Origin of the sequence: Nocardia sp. NPDC049737 (assembly GCF_040674755.1) — a bacterium.
Classification (GTDB): domain Bacteria; phylum Actinomycetota; class Actinomycetes; order Mycobacteriales; family Mycobacteriaceae; genus Nocardia.
The window spans coordinates 26227-49046 of the sequence record NZ_JBFANH010000036.1 but is presented as its reverse complement, the minus strand read 5'-3'; the positions used below and the strand labels follow the sequence as shown (position 1 = coordinate 49046).

1 protein-coding gene (running past one end of the window) is annotated in these 22820 nt (G+C 64.2%); it reads left to right on the top strand.

Annotated elements, in window-relative coordinates:
- The coding region annotated (locus tag AB0J47_RS35770) for a LuxR C-terminal-related transcriptional regulator (protein ID WP_364356737.1) crosses the window boundary (this coding region is incomplete at its 3' end): on the top strand, positions 1-22820 show 22820 of its 53785 nt. The annotated region extends 30965 nt beyond the left edge of the window.

Genomic DNA, 22820 nt, shown 5'->3' with positions numbered 1-22820 from the left:
TGTGGCTGGCGGCTTGAACCACATGCTTTCCAGGCATCGACAGATTGTCGTGCGGAATGGAGCCGTCATCACGGTCGGCAAAGTCGCCGGCGACAAAGGCATCGACATCGCGGCGGATCGCGATGATCACGGCCGGATTTTCCTGGAGTCGATAACTGTCGACCCTCGGCTGCTCGGTACACCGGATGAGCCCGCTGGCCGACAACTCTTTGCCTGGGTTGTCGGCGCGATCGGTAGCGTCCTCGTCGACGCTGGTGTCGGCGTGGTGCGGCGTCATGGATTCCAGTACGCCACTGGTGTCGCCGTCGTGCGGGAGCGGGGCTTCCAGTACCTCTTCGACCACTACGTCAGGTCTCGGCCTGAGCGGGCAGTTGATGACGAAACCGCGTTCGAGGAGTGGGTGCGCGACCAACTCGGCGAGTCTGTCATCAAGCCCCGAAGCCTGATGCGCCTCGCACGCCGTGGCTTGTCGAAACGTTTCGATGTACGACGGGCTGCTCGTGCGGCTGTAGCCGACGTGGAGGTCAACGGATGGGACAACGCTTCGGACGCGGCGCGGACGCTGTATCGGCTGCTGTTCGCGCAGTTGCGCCTAGACCCGGAGTCGCTGGATCTCCTCGATGTTGCCATCCCAGAGGCCAGCCGATACGCACGGATGCAGTGGGGCAACGAATATGACAATGTGCCGGATATTGCAGCGGCGTTTGAGGCCGAGCACGGCATCCCAGTGATGGGGGCCTCTATCTCGGGTATCGACGCGGGCAATTTCCGAGCCTTCCTCAAGGGCCTCCAAGCCATGTGGGATGTTTTCCCTGAGGTCGAAATCCACGCGGTGGGTGCTCGACGGATGGATATTTCGATGAAGGCCATGCCGGATGAGAACGCCGTCGACGGCGTGAATGAGATATTCATCAACCAGGCGTATCTTCGCGATGAGTACCCGACAGATTATGTCAATGGATTCAGATATGGTGTTCACCAGGCGTTCGACGAGGCCGGGTACCGCTTCGCATTGGCCATGGTAGCCCAGGCCGGTAGCGCGGTTTTGGATGATGTGTTTCCCGCGTTGCTCACACAATGGCTCCACGGGAGAGCCAATGGGCTCTATGGTTATGACAAGAATTTCCCGGATTGGCTGGGAGGGCAGTTCACCAACTACAGCCGCCGGGCTGGCTATCGCGAAAATCATTGGGCCCCCCATCGACAACTGCACTTGGACGAGAGAGCCGCTCTTGCAGAGTCGGTCGGCGCGGCCGTACTCAATTCCGGAAATCCGATCGATGGCAAGGCACCGAAGCCGAGCGATGGGCAGGCAGTACTCTTTGCGCTGCTGATGAAGCATTTGAAGCCCAAATGGAATCGCGCGCCCGCGGACACAGCGGAAATTGCACACCACACCCGGCAAATCAGACCGAACGACGTCGTCACCGACGGCAATACGCGCCAGGAAATCGCCGAAACTGCTACGAGCACAACGGCACTCGCAGCAGGAGTGCAACCGACGGACAGCAGGGAAGACGCGGCCGCAGACGTCCCTCAGCCCTGGGATGGCGCTGTGGATCCCATATGCGCGGTAGGAGCATTCCAGGATGCCTGGAATCTCGGATTCGACGTACAGCAACCAGTCGATGTGAACCAACCGGTACCACCAGCAGCAGTGGCCTGGCTGGCCGGAGCACACCACAAACGGCTCGACGGCGGCCTCGCTGAAGCAGCGCAGCTCCTGACCGAATTGGGCGCTGGTGCGGGAATGCTGGTGAACGCCCGGCCCGTCGGTGCCGCGATCGGACACCTATTCCTGCTCCACAACGACGGCAAACAGATCTGGATCCACGACCAGCACGCAACACAGCCGAAAACAGTGCTCGACCCGCAAAATCCACCATTCCCGGTGCAGACCACACATGTCCTGCAACTGACCCGCCGGGAAGGCGACAGCACGCTGGAGTCACGACAGCAACGACTGGGCGAAGACAACCCACACGCCGACCCGGACATGACACGAGGTCGGGCCCTGCGACCAGTCGACGTCGGCGCACTACCTCCAGACGATGCGGCGAACGACCCCTTCGCAGTCGAACCGGCTTCCGAGTCCGACCACGAGCTGGCAACGCGCGCACTGGGAAAAGCGGCCCCGGACGCGACGGCTGCGTGGATGAGTCGACCCGAAGACAGCAGGCAGCGCAGTGTGGTGCTCGAAATCCAGCGTTGGTGGCACGAACGTTTGAGCGATGACGAGCGGGCGGCGTTGATCAAGGTATATCCGCGTGAAGTGAGCGCGCGGGATTACTTTCCGACGAACGTACAGAATGAGGCGACTGAGCGGTCCCTGAAACTGCTTGTGCAGAACCTGCGTTCGGTGCCGACCGAGGAACTCGACGATGCGCAGGCTCGGCAGTTGGCCTACGCCATTCGCCTGTGGGACGACCTGACGGCGGCCAGAGCACGCGACCTGGACGTCCCGTTTACCGTGCAGCTGCTGCAATTCGACCCGACGACACTGGTGAGTCGAGTCGGGCTGAGATTGATCGTGCCCGACGCCGAGGACGGTGGATTCTGGCATATTCGGATCGGTCCGGACGACACGTCGTGGCCAGACCAGCTTTTCGAACCAGGTCCGGGCGAGGACGACATGGCGGTGCACCCCGGACGGCGTATCGGAGTCCTCCCCTTCGAGATGACCGTGGGCCCACCCGGAGTGCCAGGCGCGCAGCTGACCGCAGCCGAGGTCGCGCATGCGGCGGCGGTCGTGGCCGATGGGGTGGCCGAGTGGTTGGGTCGAAAGGTCTGGCGCAGCGACGAACAGATCGAAATCGTGCACGCCGGCGTCGCGGAATTGGCCGCACGGGCGCGGGCCGACAGCACCGGCGAGGTACGTGTCGTTGCCCGAATCTCCGGGCGCCAGCACCGACACGGCGAGCGCGAACTCATTGTCGAAGTGATCGACAACCACTCTGGATCGCCTGCGGTGCAGGAGTTCACTGTCGCCCAGAAGGCGGATAATGCCGGCGTCGTGCAACTCGAAGACCACAAGTCGACGTGGCTGGTCTTCCGGGAATCGATGATTCACGCCCTGCTGCCGCCGAATGTGGTCGCGGATGAGCTGCTCGGCGAGCGGCGCGTCGAGAGATTGGGTGGCGAAGACGCGGGTTTCAAGTGCGGCCGAATGGCGCTGCACCGCCTCGGGTTCTCCACGATCGCCGCGCCCGGCTTCAGTGCGAGTTTCCGTCCCGCGTACCCCCTTCCGATGCCCTGGCCCGACGAGGTGGTGGGCGCCATCACCATGCTCCCCCCGTTCTGCCCACCCAACTTCGCCGCTGCGGTGGTCGCCCATGCTCGGGATTTTCGGGCGATCGGCATCGGCGTCGGCGAGCATGAACCGTTTCCTGCACACGCAGGTGGGCGACCGGGCCTCTTCCTCAATGACGAGGAATGGAATTGGCTGCAGAACGTCGGTGGGCAGGCCCTCATGCGCGACGGGGTGCATTTGGAACGACTGTTCCGGGTGATCAAGGACGCGGTCAGCGAAACCTTGGAGGCATTGCTTCCGGAAGCCATACCCGACCGCGATATCCACGTCACCATCGATCTGGCGACCGGCACTTTCCACGCCCAACTACCGGTCGCTGACCTCACGTTCTTCGGTACACCGGTGGCGCTTATCGAAGGAAAATGGCGCGTACGCGACGGCATCGCACTCGCCGTGGCCACAGTGCCGCAAGATGGTGACACCGACCGAACTGCGCATCTCGCAGCCGCAATCACGGAGCGGGCGGCCGACGGTACGAACGATCATCCCAGCGACGGCACGGCTGTGCAGCAGCCGAGTACCGGATCGCCCGCCGGCGGCCCCACTACGCTCGGCACCGGCGCATCGGCACCTACCGGGCAGCAGGAGCCGCCCCCGCAATCTCAGGTGTCGCCGCCGGAGGAAAGCCAGCTTGCGCAGGCGCGCGCACTTCGCGACTCGGCGGCCGCGGAGCTGTCGATCAATCCGGCTGAGCTGCAACCAGGTTCGGCGCGCATCGCCGAGCTGCAGAGCGAGTTGGACGAGTTGCGGGCCAGGCTAGAGCCGGTGTCCGGTATGCCACGGTCGAAGCTGAATGACGAACAGCGCGCCGAACGTCGGCGCGCTGCCGCACTCGGCCACCTGATCCAGACGACCGTCGAATACCACGCACTCGACTCGCCACCCGACAGTGACGAAACCCGCACGAGCACGACCACACCAGGTGATCCCCGCGCAGATACTGGACCGGCGATGTCAGCCGAACGCCTGCGGCAACTGGTCGACGGACATATCGCGCAAGGCCATCCAGAGCAAGCGGTCGATCTGCTTCGGAGAGAATTCGAGAAGAACGTATTCGTCTGGATCCAGGCGAATATGGGTGATGCCCGGGTCGCTAAGGAAATCTTCGACGAGGCGTGTGCGGGTGCGATCAAACGCCTCGACCAAATCCGCAAGGGTGCCACCCTCGAGCAATGGGTTGCCGTCAACGCCCGAAACCTCATGGCCCAGCACCGCACGGAGGAAACCGGGGCCGGCGACGCCGACCAGCCGGTCGCGTCCCATCCTCCGGCGGCGGAAGCGCCGACACCGCATGAGCCGACCACAGCGCCCGCTGGACGCAGCGAGCTGTGGGTCCGCGAGGTCGAGGTACTCCAGTTGGTGCTGGCGGGGTTGACGATCGATCAGATCGCGGCGCAATGCAAAATATCGGATAGCACCGTAACGATGCACCTGAGCAACGCCGCCGGCAAGCTCGGCACGCGTGGCCGGATCGAAACGGTGATGGCAGCCGTGTACTGGGGGGTTCTCGAGGTCGGCGGCCTGGAATCGGCGGCCCCGCAAGGCATCGGTATCACCCTGTCGCCCGATGTGATCTCGGTGCTCGACCTGGTTGCGGACGGGGTGTCCTACGCCGCGGTCGCACGTCGGCAGGGGATGTCGGAGAGTGCGGTCAAGGCTCGTATGCGTCGCGCTGCGCTCGAGCTCGGGGTCGAGGGCCGAACAGCGACGATCATGGCTGCTCTCCGCTTGGGAATCATCGCGCCTCGTGATCCCGTGGCAGCTGCGCAGCGACGCGCGGCTGAGGCGGCAGCCGAACCACACCAGCGCACGGCCGCCGAAGCGGCCGTGCCTGAAGTGAATCCTTCTGCCCCGCTACCTGCCGCGGAATTGCTTGCGGCGCTGGCTCGCAGCACGATCGTCGAGCACTTACCACCGATCGTTCGGGAAGCGTTGGAGAGCGACACAGAGGCACTGCAGGAGTGCATCGAACGACTCGTACCAACACAACGGCAGGTACTCGATCTGCGCGTCGGACTCGAATTGTCAACCGACCAGACGGCACAAGTGTTGGACCGCACCCCGGGTGCGATACGCACAACGCAGCGCGCCACATTCCTCCGTCTCGCCCAACTGCTGGAAGAGAAGGCAGGTAACCAACCGTTGCAGGTCGTCCAGGAGGCGCGGGACGAGGATCGCGACGCCTTCGTGCACTGCCTCGGCCTACTCAGCGATCTGCAGCGCGCCGCTATCGAGCGACGGCTGATACAGCAACAGTCCAACCGCGAGCTGGCTCGGGCGCTCGGGCCGAACCACCGAAACACCTATCAACGTGCTATTCAACGGCTTTCGGCACTGCTGCTCGGTAACGCTCAAGCACGTCCCGAGGCGAACGCGGATCGAGAACTGGTCCAACTGACCCCACCGGAAATCCTCGCGACCGCCATCACGGAAGTGACCAACGCCAACTACCAACAGTGCCTGACATTGCGATTCGTGCATGGCCTGACCCGCGCCGCGGCCGCGAAAAAGACCGGCGCCGGTATGGGAGCTTTCGAAATGCGCGAGCTGCGCGCCATCCGCGCCGTCGCCGAACGTCTCCGCGCGACCTCCGACCGCGATGACACCGCTGCCTCGGTACCGAACCCTGAATCCGCCACGGCACCACCTCCCGAATCGGGTACCCGCAGCAACCACGATTGGGACAAACCGGAGCGGCTGGACGAGGTGCGCCGCGACCTGGCCGATGCCGAGGCGCGACGTGAACAGGCGCGGGCGCTGCGTGATGACATGGCCACGCTGTGTGAGGTCGACCCCGCTCAGCTCGACCAGTTGACTCGCGAACGCGACGAGATCCGCGCGGAACTGGGGATTGCGCCCGACGCGAGTCCCGCGGAAGTCGAAGCGCGGCTGGAGACGGTTATCGCCGAGACGAGCAGCACACCGCCGCAGGATCGGTCACCGGACGATGCTCGGCTACTCCGACTCGCCGAGGAGCGGTACCCGCAGTTGACTATCGTGGTCGAACAGGCCGAGCAGGTGAACCGCTGGGATGGGCATATCCAGCGCCTCACCGATGCCGTCCGCGCGTACTCGCAGCGTGAACAGACCCGCGCATTGCGGGATCACATGCCCGAGGAACTGGAAGAAGTCCTCGACGGACTGAAGGCGGACGCCCCACTGGACCAGCTCAGGCGCAAGCGGGACGAAATTCGCGACGAACTGGGGCTTCCGGCTGACCTGGATCCCGACGACATGGCCACCAGGCTGGAGGAAATGATCCTCGGCGAGGGCCAGCAATCAGATCCCGACCTCGCCGGGGCGTTACTGGAGCTCACGCTGCTGATCACCCATGCCGAGTCGTTTCAGGAGTTGGACGAGCAAGCCAAGCGGCTCGACGAACTGGCCCATGATCATCTGGAAGCCGACCGCATCGCCTCCGCCGCGCCGGTAGTCGTCGAGGTTGTCACCGATCGTGCCCAGGAGCATCGTGGCGGCTACGTACGGGTCGCGTCGGATAAATTCGACGCCCTTACCGATGACGACGAAAAGCACTGGTTTGCGATAGCAGAACTGCTGTCCGCCTCCGGCGCAATGACTTTCGAGAACACGCAAGCCGCGATCGAGTTCGCCCGCAACCACTGGAACGCGATCGTCGCCGGACTCGACGAGCAGACCGTCGAGGCGTTGCAGTGGGCGAAGGAGCCCACGTCGTCATCGACTCTGGGATACGTAGCGATCAACACCCACGCGCGCACATCGGTCGCGGCCGACGTACGGGACCATGACCGAGTTCGCCGCGTCAATCGGGCGCTCGGTTTCGGGCCGCTTCCCGCGCCCATGATGGTCATGGTCCCGCTCGAGCTCGACTCCGTCGATGCCGAAAACCCTGAGACCCTGCGCGGCGCGAAGCTTCCACTGGCCGAATACCTTCCCGCCGAACTCGGCACGACTCCCTCGAGCCGACTCGGGGACAGCGTCGTCGGTTTCCTGCTCGCGTCCCCGGACACCGCGGCGCTGTGGATGGAGGCGGTGCCGGTCACCGGTAAACCCGAACTCCTCATTCGAACCTCGCGCACTTGCACAGTGACCCGCGCCTTCCTCGATAGCGACGGCCGACCGCGGGTGTACGGCTTCGAACGGTCGGCCCCCACCCAGGGTGGCACCACGTCGCGACCGAACCCACCATCACCTACGGACGGACCGATCCCCGCTCCTGGCGACCAGCCAGCCACCGCCGACTCGACTCAGAGTTCCGGTAGCCCGAGCGATCAAGCCCAGCCTCCCACGCCGACGCCCCGGCAAAAGACCCGCGGCGGCGGCGCGCAGCGTGCGGACAACAACGACATGCCACCCGCGCGGAATGCCGGGCAGCACACACACGCGGACCGGTCGACGTCAGCAGCGGCCTCGGGGCGCACCGGCCCCATCGCCAACAACTCTCACGAAGCCACCGCGGTACCCGAGCACGTCCGCAAATGCCTCGTCCAAACCGTGCGCGCCGCCTGGGCCATCGGCTACGACGAAGCAACCATCCCCGATGATGAGGCCGAAACCTGGAAAGAACTCACCGACAGCCTCCACAGCAAATACACCCGAATCCCCACAACCGACAGCACAACCCCCACCGGCACCACAACAGCCATCATCCGCGCCATCAGCCGCGCCATCGACACCCTCGAAAACCCCGACAACGACACCGAGGCCCTCGCCTTCGTCATCGACGACGGCCACACCGCCCACAGCTTCCTCATCACCTCCTTCGGCAAGGGCAAAACCCTCGTCTTCGACACCAACATCCCCACACCAGGCAAAACCGCACCCGACGAACAACAGCCCCGACGCATGCCCCGTGTCCGCGACCGCGACCAATGGGAACAAACCTTCCCCGAAACCTTCCCCGAAATCAAAGACGCCTTCCTCCTTGAATTCACCAAGGACAGCCGGGGTCGTCTCCAACTCGCCGCCCGCCCCGATACCGACGGCCCCACCCGAGAGCAACGGGGGCACCCGATCAAAGGCCGCCCCGGCAACCCGGAAAGCCCGAACGGACCAGCGGTTACTCTCCCGGGTGATTCCTCCTCGCAACTTCGACTCGGTCCCGCCCTGACCGAGCTTCGAGAGCGGGTGACTGCGGACTTCCGCATGATTGGCGACGAGGCGGGCGCATCGGACGTGTGGCGTATGCGCGACCGCAATCCGATGCGGCGTGGATGGCGTCGGCAGTTGATCGCGCGCATGATCGGCAACGGTCAGCTGGACATGGCGCGGTTGCGGGAGCTCGCCGGCGACCGTCCGGCGGGGATGCGGCTCGAACAGAGCCGCCACGCCTTGGCCCAGCTGTTTGCCGCGCAGATTCGAGCACTGCCGGACGAACTGCGAGCGGAAATCGGACTGTTGCCGCCGGACGCGCCCGCTGAACGGGTGCGGGCCGTCGTCGACGCGATCGCGGTGAGCGGCCGAGTGCGCACGGTGCTCGGGCGATATGGCCGCAGCGTGTTGCTGCGGTCGGGCCGACGGTTGTCAAGGCTGAACGCGCTGCGCGCCTACGTCGACGAGTTCAACTCCGCAGTCCGGCTGCGCAACGACCTCCTCGAACTGGAGCGGTGGTACGCGGACGCCTACCGTCGGCGCGACGAGCCGAACCGGCGGGCATGGTACGAAACTGTCCGCGCCTGGGTCACAGAGCTCGAGCAGTCCGCCGCTACGCTGCGCCACCTCGACTCCGCGGACACCCAGCAGCTGCAAGAGCGACTGACCGAGGTACTGACGCAGAATGTCGTCGTCGCCGAGGCAACAATCGTCGACGGAACCGGTGCCGCATCGTTCGTCGGCGATGTGGTGGTGCGGGGCGGACGCATTGTGGCCACCGGCCCCGCCCTGCCCAGACGGGCCGGCGCACCCGTCATCGATGCGAAAGGGCTCGTCCTCGTGCCCGGCTTCGTCGACACCCACACCCACGACGATGTAGCCGTAACGAAGTGGGGCACGCTGGACTTCAAGGTCAGCCAAGGCGTCACGACCGTGGTCACCGGCAACTGCGGTTTCAGCATGTTCCCGACCGTGGATCCGCAAGATGCGGCACAATTCGCCGAACAAGCCGCCGCGGTGCTCGGCGTGATCGACCAGCCATGGGACTGGCCCACAATGCGGTTCTGGCTGAACATGCTCGGCCGAAAGGCATTGGGGCAGAACGTCCGTCCGCTGTTGGGACACAACGCGGTGCGGGTTGCCGCGATGGGACACGACGCGCGCGAAGCCACCGAAGACGAAATCCGCACGATGGAAGAGCATGTCGAGGAGGCGATGCGGGCCGGTGCGGTCGGCCTTTCACTGGGACTGATCTACGGCGGAGCCACGGCGACCCCGCAGGAACTGACCCGTCTCGGGGCTGTCGTCCAACGCCATGACGGTCTTCTCGTGGCGCACATGCGAAACGAAGGCGACGGCCTGCTCAATTCCGTCGCCGAGATGTTGCGGATAGCCCGTGACACCGGAGTCGCAGTCCACCTCAGCCATCTCAAGGCCACCGGCCCCGCGAACTGGGGAACGATGACCGAGGCGCTGCGCATGATCGACGAAGCCGTCGCCGACGGCTTGGACGTAACCGTCGATGTCTACCCCTACCCGAGTACCGGTCTCATCCCGATCTACCTGCTGCCGCCCTCAGCCCTGCAGGGCGGCATGGACGAGACGATGGCCAGGTTGCGCGATCCCGAGCGGCGCGCGCGGATCCGCGACAAACTCGTCGATGGGGACCCCGACTACCTGGATTGGGAGAATATCCTTCAAGGAGACACCCCTGCGGCGCTTGTCCTGACATTCGTTCCGGACGAGGAATTGAAGCGCACGGAAGTCCGCAGACATGCCGAGGAACTCGAGCGACTGCGGGGAGCCGCGAATCAGGAAGAACTCGAGCGCCTGGAAAATCTCAGGCACGCCGAAGAACTCAGGGCGCTGGACGAGCTCAAGCGGCTGGAGGGTCTCAATCTGGAGCAGGCGGCGGAGGCCCTCGGCATGGAGGTCACCGAAGTGGTCTGCCATATGCTCGAAAAGACCAGGGGCGACCTGACTTTCGTCTCACTTTGCCTGAGCCCGGAGGATATGGCACGGGTACTGCGCAAGCCCTACAGCATGATCGGATCGGACGGCCTGCCGACCGATGCGGAGAAACCGCATCCCCGGCTGTACGGGACCTTTCCGAAGTACTTCGAGGAGGCGGCGCGGCTGGGAATTCCATTCGAGGAAGCTGTCCGCAAGATCACCTCGCTGCCCACACAGCGATTCGGGCTCGGAGATCGCGGTGTCATTCAGCACGGGAAAATCGCGGACCTCGTCCTCTTCGATCCCGAGGCGTTCCAGGCCGAGGTCGCCACCCTTACCGATCCGCGGCAACCCGCTGCGGGGGTCAGCGCGGTCATCGTCGGCGGCCAGGTGGTCCTGGCGGATGGCGAGCTCCAGAAAGCACGGCCGGGCGAGCTCCTGGCACCCGCGACACCGAACGCCGAGGATCCGGAACCCGCACCGGTTCATAGCGATTCCGTTGCGGCCGCCGTCTCGGGCGATACGGAAGTATGGACGCAGTTCACAAACGATTCCGAGCACTGTGTGGTCGGTGCGGCGGAGCTGGTCGCGGACCTCATCGGCGACGAGAGCATCCGGGAGCGTGCGGCCAAGCGGATCGGCAAGGGAGCCTCACGGGTTCGGACGATGCAGCGAATCTTCGGCGCCGCGTTGCACCGAGGCGGCTGGGACTCGGTGAGTCGGAACGGCATACCGAAGACTGAGCAGGAGCGGACCGTCGAGGGGTGGATGGCCCAACGTCCGGGGTCAACGGTTGCGCTGGTCTTGCAACGTCCGGGTCCGGTCGGGCGCAATGAGGTGGCGAATCACCTGATTGTGCTGCACAACCGAAGCGAGCGGGTGGGCGAGCCCGCTGTGTGGGTGTCCTTCCACACCGACGACTCGGCACGGCTTCGGGAATGGGAGCCTTCAGCGGATTGCCTGCGGCGCCTCGGTGACGAATACGGCCTGGATCTGGATAGCCTCGGTCCGTTCGCAGGTATGGCATTCGTCGACGGCGAGCCGGATCAGCACCTGGGCAAAAGCGTGGCAGCCCGGCTTCGAACGTGGCGGGAGGGCCGCAGAGTCCGCGGCCGGATCGGCTCCGCCGCCGGGCTGGAATCGCCGGATTCGTCCGCGCAGCCCGAATCCGATTCCGCCGACTCGGATCCCACTCCGACCGCCGAAGCGGGCGAAGCGATCGGGCAGGTACTGCCCGCCGATGTGAGCTCGGCCGAGATCGTCGGCCACGAGCGGTCCACCACCTTGTCGGCCCCCGGACCCTCTGTTGCCGGATCAGCGACCAACCGGCCAGGGTCACGCGAAAAACCTGTCACGCAATCCGTATCGCGGACCGTGCAGAATCCCGATCCCGCCGACGCGGCGGCGCGACTCGAATGGTTCCGCCGTATGGCGGTCGACGGTGACGAGGCGGTGGCTCGAATCCGCAACGGTGTCGGCTGGATACATATGTGGCACGATCCGGCGGATGGCCACGCGGACGAGATCGTCGGTGCCCTCCGGGCGTTCACCGCGTCCGCCTCGGTCAACCCAGTGCTACGCGCGATGGGCCGAGGGCTTACACCGCAGCAGCGGATCGAGCTTTCACAGCGCGAGGTCACCGCCGAGGAGGTGTTCGCCGCTGGGCGCGGCATCGGCTGGCCGGACACACCCCAATTCCGAACTCTGGCGGAAACCCTTGCGGCCCAAATCAACTGCATGGATTGGGCGTTCCGGCATGCGGCAGCCTCAGTGGGGCCGGTCAAGCTGTACCGGAGACTGGACAGCCTCGAGCGAGTGTTCGGCCGACGCCACGGGCTCGTCAACTTCGGCTTGACGGACACCGGATTGATGTCTGCTTCCGTACTGCCGGGTCGCCACGTCGACTTGCCCGTCCAAATCATCATCTACGTGGACACCGGCGCCCAGCTTATCGATGTCGAGTCGATATCGATCATCGACGAGGGGTTGGCAAGGATAGACCAAGAAGCGGAACGAGAGATCTTGATCCCGCGGAGTTCGACACTGGTCCCGCTCTCCGAGCCCGCCGAGGAGAACGGCATCATCACGTTCGAGGCCGAGCTCATCACTTCGCCGCACGAATCGAGCGAGGTAGACGGGGAGCAGCCGACCCGCCACGGCGAGCCTGCGGACATCCGCGCCGAATCGGCATCTGAAGCCGATCCGGCGCGGGGCGGTACAACCGAACTCGAGCCGACCGCCGGCAACGACCAATCGAACACCGTCGAGCCGGGCCAAGTGCGAGCGCCGGCTGGACGGACGATCATCGAAGGTCTCGGTCTGCCCGCCGGAGTAGCCACGGCCGAGATCATCGGCAAGGATCCGACGGCGGCGCTGCTACCGGAGGAGCAGGTACTGCTGGATGCGCTCAAGACGGGTCCGGACGGGATGCGCGGACGCGAAATCGTGTACGGACGCACGGTCGCGCACCGTGCGCAGGCACGCCTTGGTGTGCCGGTCGCGCCGGTGCTCCGTGAGGGTGGGCAGCCGATGCCGCTATGGCAGGCCGGCGTCGTCGGAAGCATCAGCCACAAACAGGGTCTCACCCTTGCCGACAGAACCGGCTACTTCGTCGCCGCGGTGTCTCGGCACCATCGGTCGATAGGAATCGACGCCGAATACAACGAGGCAATCCCTGGTGGTCGGCAAGATGGCTTGGCGCTGCGCGCCGAACGCGAGTGGCTCGACCAGATCGGTACCGACGGCGGCGTGCACTGGGACCGAGTCTTGCACTCCGCCAAGGAAGCTGTCATCAAGGCGTGGTACCCGCTGACCCATCGCAAACTCCGTCTCCACGAAATTCTGATCACCTTCGATATCGAACGAGGTGAATTCACCGCGCAACTGCTGATTGCGGATCGCTCCACCCTGGACGGCCCACCGCTGACCGAATTCCACGGCCGATTTGTGGTCGAAGGCGGCATCATCCTCACCGGAGTCGCTGTGCCGCACCAGGACTCGGAAGAATCCGATGCGGTGGCGGTCGAGACCGCCACGCAGCAGTCGACCGGATCCAATTCCGCGGCGCAACCGGACATCGACAAAGCCGCAAACCAGCAGCCCGAGCCCGATGACTCTGAATCAGCACGCACCGAAACCGCGCGGGAACGGATCGGGTTGCCCGCCGGCGCGGATCCGATGCCGTCAGCGGCCGACCGGAACGTCGACGTCGAGCAGAATCTCGCATTTCTCGCCCGCCACCACGACCATTTCCCAGTCAAATACACCACCGACCCCGGACTCGTATACATACCCGACCATGGCCACCCGCCGACCGATGTACTCACGACCGGCATCACGTCGAGAGGCGAAGGCCCCCTCAGCGCATACCGCGACATCGACCAGGCCCGCCGCTGGTCGGCAACCGGACGCGTCTACGTCGCGCGGCCCGAGGCCGGATTCCTGCGCGCCGACCCCGACCGATCCGTTCAACTCATCGGCGGAATCACCGGATCACGGATACTCGGCTACTACCACTTCGGCCCGGAGGTACCGCTCACCCTCCCATATGGATTCGCCACTCCCGCCCACCAGGCGGGCGACTGGATCCCTAATACCGTGCACGGCGACGCGGCCCCGCCGCCCTTGCCAATAGACAATTCCGCGGACTCGTCCATCGATGTCACTGAACCGACACCGGTCACCGACCGGACGATCGACGACAACCAACCCGCACCGGAACTCGATCTCGATGGACCGCTCTATATTGCAGCGCCACCAGTCGATCTCGACGGTCCGCTATATATCGCGGATACCGAGAAAACAGCGCACTCGAAAATCAGTGATGAGCAGGTCGTTGAAAACCGACATCCGTCGGACTCCGAAGACGGCGTCGGCGACGACCCGGATTCGGCAAGCCTTGTCGTTACTCTCGAGCCGGTCTTTGCCGAGTATCCGATCTTGCGGGACCTGTTGCTTTCGGCCGAGGATTACCGGTCGCTCGGTAGCGATGAAGGCGAGGTGATGCCGAGAGATGTGGCCTTGGCGCTGCGCGACGCCGCGGTGCGATTCGGCCGTAAGGTGTCCACTGGTCACTCCAACGACATCTACCTGCTGGGTGAATTCGCTATCCGCATTCCGCAGGCGGGCGCGGCCCAACTCGACTTCGTGCTCTGGCCGAAGGAGTACCGGACGTTGCAGGCGATCGCGCAGCACGCGCCGCGCCTCCGGCGGCGGATACCGCAGGTACTGCACGCGGAAGTCGATGACCGGGACAGTCTCATCTTCGAGATTCAACGGCGAATCTTCGGCACACCGGTTCCTGACCTTCGCGCAGAAGAGGTCAGGAATACGATCTACTCGATAGCCGGGGGGCTGGCGCAGGTGCCGGTGCCACAGGATTTACTTCCACTCCCTGACGGTTATCCCGAATCCGGCGACTCGGTGGGGTTCTTCCGGATGCTGGTGGACCACTTCGAGCAGCTGTATCAACGGTACCGAGCGATGCCGGGGTACAGGGCCGTGTTCGACGAGCTCGACCTTCCGGAGTCGCTGACCGCGGGGTTGGAGTCGCACCTGCCCAACATTCGTTCCCAGCCATTCCGCATCCTGCACGGGGATATCACACAGGCAAATGTGTTGCAGACGCCGCTCGGCGTCATGCTGGTGGACTTCGGCTTGGCCATGTACGGCCCACCGGATTTCGAAGCGGCGATCATGCGGCATCGCAGTCCCGGCACCGTGCACGGATTCGACGACATCCCATCTCATCTGGTCCCCTATTTCCACCTTTTGGACCGAGTGCGCGTTCTGCACGACACGATCCGCCTTACGGACGAAGCGGCCGCACCCGACCCCGACCGCGGCAAGACCTTCAGGCTCGCCTGGAACGTAACCCGAGCATTTGCCGTCGCAGCCCAGTCGTGGCCCAACCCCCCGGTACTGCCGACGCATGCTCGGGTACTCGATATCGCCTTTGCTGCGCGCGTGCGGGAACCCGACGACGAGCTCGACGAACCGCTCTACGTGGTCGGCGAAACCGATAGTCCACCCCCAACTGGGAGCAACGAAAGTGACTCGACGACATCGGAAACCAACGACGCGCGCACGGTCACACTGACCGAAGCCGAGGCCCTCCTCCTCCGCGTGGTCGCGCAGGGCGCCGAGGAGATGCCACGCGAGACGATCGGGGCGGTGCTTCGTATGCCGCCCAGGCAGCTCGACCTGTGCCTGGCACAGCTCAGGGACAAGGTCGGGACCAGCGACGCGGGTCGGGTGCTACCGCACGACGACGCGCCGACATCGACCGCAGCGCCGACGAATGTCCTCGAACTCTCACCGGTCCAGGTGGAGATCCTTCGCGTCGCGGCCGGGACCCGCGCGACCGACGACGATCCGGCGACCGTCTCCCCAGCAGTCGTGCACGCCTTCCGAAATCGGATGAACGCCGAACGCGGCACCGATACCGCAAATACAACTCAGAACGAACCGACCGACCGCGAGCGACAGGTACTCCGGCTTGCCGCCGAAGAGTTGTCCTTCAAGGCGATTGGGCGGATTGTCGGGGTAACGGACAACACCGTACGCAACGACCTCGCCATGCTTACGGTCAAACTCGGCGCACCTGACCGAGCGACACTGCTGGACATCGCGCGACGGGTTCGGGTCGCCGACCGCCCATCCGCCGAACCGGTGCCCGAGCCACCCGCCGACGTCAAGCTGGCGCGCCGAGAGAGGCAGGTCCTTCACCTACTGTCCCAAGACCTTTCGAACACGGCCATTGCCGCGGAGCTCGGCCTGAGAGAGCGCGCAGTGCAGGTCTTGCGATCTCGTCTCCGAACCAAGCTCGGTATCAAGGACACCGACGCGATGGTCGCGTGGGCCGTGCGCAGTGGCGTCGTCCCCGCACCAGCGAACCAGCCCGTCCACCCCCCCGAAGACGCAGCTGTTGAGCAGGCGCGAACCCTACTGCAGGCGCGCATCGCCGCGGTGCTCGTCGAATCGGGCGATCCCTCCTCGGTGGAACCCGTCGGTCTCGAACAACAACGACAGCGGTCGGCCGGATCCGATTCCGCGACGCAGACCGATGATCCGTATGCCGACTGGTTGCGAAATCTGGGCGATCGGGGAGTGGATACCGAACAGACGATGTCGGATCTGAGGACGATTTGGGAGTTCCTCCGAAATGATCCCAAGTGGGCCTTCGATGCCGGACACACCTACGGTGCCGTTGTCGTATTCGGCAGCCCGGACGATGGTGGATCGGCCCTTGCCACGAACTTTGTTCATGATCAGCGGCTCAGCGGAATCCCGGTGGTGTTCTCTGGTTATGACAAGGTGGCTGCCAAGTCGGGCCAGGCGCAACGGCCCTGGGCAACGGAGGCTGCCCGGTTCAGGTTGGCAGCAGAGAAACTGGGCCTGGTCTCCGATCACATCATCGAGGAACCAAAGGCTGAGAACACCAGGGCTAATGCGGCGTATTCCGTAACTCTGCTCGAGGAACTCGGTCATGACGTCGAATCCATCATCGTCATCAGCACGCCACACCACGCACGGCGAGTGTGGGCGACGATCAAAAAGCAGAGCCCAAAGGTCCAGCACATCGCGATCGTCGGGGCGGCGGCGGTTTCGGTGGAAAACTACATCCGCTACGGGCTGCGATCCGATATCGATGCGGACCCGATGCCACACGAAGTCGTCACGGAGATCCTGGCCGAAATAAAGGGTTTGCTGGAATCCCCCAGCAGGGGTCACATTGTCGAACAAGAGATTCCGCTGGAGATACTCGCGGCGTATCGCAACCTGACCGAGACGTTGGGCCTTCCGGCCGCACACAACCTCGCTGAATACGCCGCCCGCGCATCAGAAAACCGCGACCAGTTGCACCGAGCCGCCGGCGCAAGAGCACGAGCAGCCGCGGACCCGACGCGGGCGCTGTCACCGCAGGAACAGGTTCCTATGGTCGGCGAGCGACTGCGGGCAACTCCAGCGCCCCCGTCCGATCCGAGGCTGGCCCACCTGCCCCGCCCGAACAAACACACGCACACACACCCCGGCCCACTCCCCACAAACGACGGCACCACCACACACCACACCCAACCCATCAACCACTGCACCACCACCGCAATCGACCACCTACGCACCCACCAAGGCCACGTCGCCGACCCCATCCCCACCAACCCCAACCGACTCAACGGCCTCTCCTGGGCCGAAATGAAACCCCACCTCCACAACGCCGAACCCGAACAACTCCCCACCCACAACCCCCACACCCACCTCATCGACGCCATGATCAACCACGCCGAGGACCAACCCGAAAACACCACAATCACCGCACTCATCCTCGAACAACGCGCCACCACCGACCAACACGGCGTCGGCGGACACACCTACACCCTCACCTACCACGGCCGAAACAACCACGACCAACACCAATTCGACCTCAACGGCCAAAAACTCACCTACCACGGCACCCACAACGGCCAACCACAATTCCGCACCCACACCGGCGAACAAACCACCCTCCCCCAACTCGTCAACACCACCCACACCGAAACCACCACCGTCTGGGCACTCACCTACCGCCGAACACCCAACACGGCAACAGGCCAACTCCTCCACCTCCCCCACACCACCCCCACACCACCACCAGACCAACTCCGCTTCGGCAAAGACACCCACCCCGAAAACCACAACCACCCAGGCCAGGGCCCCTCCGCCCACAGCCCACCGCCCGGCGCGGCTACCGACGAAACTGCGGTCGAAGAAGCCGCCGCCCCAACCACACTCGCCCGCAAGCAATTCGTGATCCGCGAGGCCGATGGAACAACGCTGAATCAGGCCCAGCAAGTGACTGCCGCTCACCCCGCACGCGACCAGATGCTCGGCCTGCTGCCCGAATTCCCTTGGCTGACCGACGAACAGGTTGCCAAGGCGAACGTGCTTTTCACACAGTTGGTCGCCAAGCCATGGGGACAGCCCACCGGCCCGATCGAAGCGGTGATCACCGCGACCGATACCTCGGACAACCACAAGATCCGGTTCGAGGTGATCAGCGCCATAGACGGCGATACCGAGGCGCAGGCACCGACCGTGGCGATGCGTGCCTTGTCGGACGAATTCGGTACGACGGTCCTGGAGGACGGCGCACGGCAATCGGTCTGGTTCGAACTGCATCATCCGATCGAAGCGGAACCGGAACCGTTCGCAGCGCACTCCCCGAGCGATGGTGCACGGGATGTGATCATTGTCGACGCCGGGCCGAAGGACAGCCCGACCGCGGTACGGGGATATGTCACCAGGGCGGAATTCCGATCCGATGGGCTGATACTGCATGCCGACGAAGCTTCGCGCACGGGTAAGCCCTCGCTACTCCCGCTCTTGCCAACGGTGACGATCACTGTCGAACCCGGTGCCACTGAGGTCGCATGCCGGATCCAATACGGCCTCGACTCATACGGGCGCGCCTACGCGTTTGTGTTACTGGAGAATCCGGATGAAGATAATCCCCAAATCAGGAAACTGCGCGCGTCGATAGATGCCGCCCTGCATTCTAGATTCCCGAACAAAATAATCGAGATTCGCGATCCACGCGCAGGCCAGGTCGGTATCGTCAGGTACCTCCGCCCGAAATTCATTGCGGTACCCCCGCCGGTACGCGAGAACTCTCTCGTCGGACCTCCCGTCGACGACACCGCTCGACAGGAAAGTCAGACAGCGGTCGACGAAACTGCGGACGAAATCAGTCGTAGACAATTCGTCACCGAGCGAAGATATGCGACGGCTGCGATAAAATGGCTGGTCCACTATCAGTTGTTCGAAAAATTCCAGCGCCATGAATTCGCTTGGACCGAAAATTCGGACGGCCGGGTGAAAAATAGTCTCGACTGGGTCTACGACCTGCCTGCCGAGATATCCGCCGATCCGGCGGTCGCACCACTATTGCGCATCCTGCGCGCCCTCCTGCCGTACGGTGAGCCGCTCGTATCCGCGGAGGAAATGCTGGTGACCAACGCAGCTGGATATCCCGAGATATTCCAGATGAACTCCCGCGAGTACTACCTGTACCGACGCTATGGATCACCCCTCGGCGCGGCGCCGGAAACCGTTCGCAAGCTCACCGCGGCGTACCTTGGCATCGCACGCATGGAGGAACTGGCCGCCGCCGCACAGAGTCCATCGCTCGCGGAGAATTTGCGCCTAGTGGTCGCCGCCCTGACGCAGTTGCGCACTGCCCCCGGACCCATCGCCGACGGCCTGAATGATTCCGACCGACCATCGTGGGATTCGCCGAGTTCACCCCCCTATGAGCCGAAATGGTTCTTCGAACCGGTGGCCCCGCCGATCTACTTCCCGCTCCCCGATCAGCTGGTCACCACACCCGCGCCCAGGCCCGCACAGCCGACCAGACCCGCACCCGACGGGTCGGATCCGCGCGGGTTCATTCCCAATGATCTGGCAAGAATTCTCGCTCGACGGCACGCCACGCCCGAGGCCACTCCGCCCCCACCATCCCAGGAATCCTTGTGGCAGACGATTTTCCCGATTGTGCGGGACGAGCTCGGCGGCGATCTGCCGGTGGCCGAGCGCATCACCGCTGCCGTGCTCGAAGACGGTGACGACCGAGCCGAGGAAGCACTGATCGCCGAAGCCCGAAATCGTGCGGTCGAACACATCAAGTTCGAACGATTCAGGCAGGGGATGCTCGTTGCCCTGATGGAACTGACGAATGTCGAAGCCGCCGACCCGCTGGCGCACGCACTCGCGCCAGGACGGACCAGACAGGAGGTGGAATACGGCATCGCCACCCTGACCGCCGCCGAGCGGGACTACCTGATGGCAAGGTTCTGGGAGGGCCGCACCCGCCCGGAGGCCGCGGACACACTGGGGCTGGACGAACCGCCGCGGACAGCGGAGCGGCGCGCACTGCACCGGCTCGCATCGGCAGTAGCTACCGCACCAGCCGCACAGCAGTCCGAGCCGGAGACCGTGACGGCTCGTGAGCAGCAACTACCGGACCCCATACCCGGACTCGATCGAGCCGAGACATACGGTGGAACGACCGGCCGGGAGCTGCCAGCCGAGATCGCCGAAGCACTGTTGGCGGAGGGCAAGCAGGGCCTGTCGCGGGCGGTCACCGGAAGCAAGAACCCGAATGTTCCCGTCGGCTACCTGAACGGAAAGCCGCAATTCATGCTTCGGTTTGCAGGTTCCATGCCGGACGATCTGGACCGCAGGAAAATCGTCGAGTGGCGGATGTACCGGCATCTCGCCGATCTCGGGCAACCAGTCGTGCCGTGGATACACCACGTGTTCTATCACGTCGAGATGCCCGATGGCAGCGTCCTCGACGAGGTGCTGCTCATGGAGTACTTCGAAGGACGCGAGCTCGCCGATCTCCTCGGCACCGATGAGATGGTGACATTGCTGGACGAGGTTGTGGACGTTTTCCACGAGCTGCACGAACAGACCTATATCGGAATCGGTGATCGCCGTGCATTCGTAGCCGAACTCGTTGCCGAGGAAATGGAGAATCTCGCAGCTGCGCTACCCGAGATCCGCGACTGCCTGACCCAGCTCAACATACCCGCGGAGCCCTTCGAACCAGTTATCCAGTGGGTCAATTCTGCCCTCATGGAGTCGCAGGTCGAGGCACCTTTCGCCATTATCCATTTCGACGCTCATTTCAATAACTTGATGCGCGTGTACAACTTGCTCCGCACCCGAATCGCCGTCGTGGACTGGGAGCTGGCCAGGCCCGGCGATCCGATTCTCGACTTCGTCCGCATGTACCACCTGACCGGATCCGGCCCCGCCACTGAACAGCTGCGGCGGAAAATGTCTGCGCCACCGAATATCTGGGACCTCTATTTCCTCTTTCTGGAAATACAGCGAATCGTCCACGACATCATCCGCTTGTGGAATGCGGCCAAGTTCGGGCGACTCACTCCGGAACAGATCCGATTTGTCGGCAAGGAACTGCGGGGCGCCTTCACAACCGCCCGGCCAGCGTGGAATGACAGTACGAGTCTGTCCGACAAACAGGTCTTCGCAGCCCTCGGCGTTTCGGATCCTGCGCCCAGCCAGTGGAACGGCGTCGGCGGTCGAGCGGCACCGAGCCCGGATGTGGCCTCGGGTTCTTCGGCCACGACAACTGTCGGCGCCACCTCGACACCCGCCGCGGTCGTCCGACCCGACCTCGACACTGCGGAATATCGAGCCCTCGAGACATGGACATCACAGCTGGGCTTCCATGAAGCCAGGACGCTCATGAGCGAATTGCGACAGCGGGTGACCGATGAGCTGACGGCGTTCCACAGCGGCGACTACGACGAGCAGACGTCCACCAAGCAGCTGGCCGAAACGGCCCGCACGCTCAACGCGGTGATAGCCGGCTTGGGCAGGCAGATCACCGCGCAATTCTCTTACCTCGGCGAGCTGCGCGGCCATCTGGGACTGCTCAATAACCAAACACTGTCGGAGATGGTATTCGCGCTCAGGGCGTGGCGCCTGGTCGCCCGCGAGATGTGGGAATGCGCGAACCTGGTGGTGGACACCATCGGTGCGATCACCGATCCGCATGGCGCCCCGCACCGGCTGCACGAACTGCCGGTACCGTATTGGGAAATTCACCGCAGTCTGGAAGATGTGGCGGCGGCGGCACTAGAGGCCGCACCGGCGATCGGTACCCGAAACGCCTCGCCGGACGACCCACGTCGCGCACGATTGGTGGCCACCCTCAGGCAGGCCATGGGCCACATCGAGGACGCGACACAGAGTCAAGTGGTTCAATCGAGAACCGAATCGGCTGACACCACGTTGCGGTTGCGTTCCGACGGAAAGTTCTCGCCGGAACTAATCCTCGCTTTCCAGAACCTGCGCCAACGGAAGCGCGAGAATCGCTTGCGCATAAGGAGCCGTTCCGACAAGCCGAGCTCCGCGACGAAGGCCGGGCGAGACTTGTGGAGCCTCGTGACGGTTGGCAGCTACTACACAAAGCAGACCAGTCAGTACAACATTGGGATCGATTACTTCAGTAAGGCCGCTGCCCTCCTGCACGCATTGAATACTCTCTTGCCCACGCGCTACGCACCGAAACGTGCAGCGCGCGAAATCGCCGAATTGGCGAAAGAACTCCACCGCCTCCTGATCAACGTGCCGGTCGATCGCCGTGGGCAAGCGATTAGCCAGGCGACCGCCGACCGGCTCGTGTACCGGGCGGAAGCCTCCGAAGCCGTCGCGGAAACGTTGGAATTACTGCGACAACTGCGATGGTCGGCCGAAGCACAAGCCGAACACTCCCCCGCAGCAGATGGCGAGCAGCCGAACAGGGACAACGCCGACCGCGAGCCGTCCGCTGCGGCAGAGGCAGACTTCGGATGGCCGCGAGCGACTCCCGTGGAGCCGTCCGACCCGAGGCTGGCCCACCTGCCCCGCCCGAACAAACACACGCACACACACCCCGGCCCACTCCCCACAAACGACGGCACCACCACACACCACACCCAAC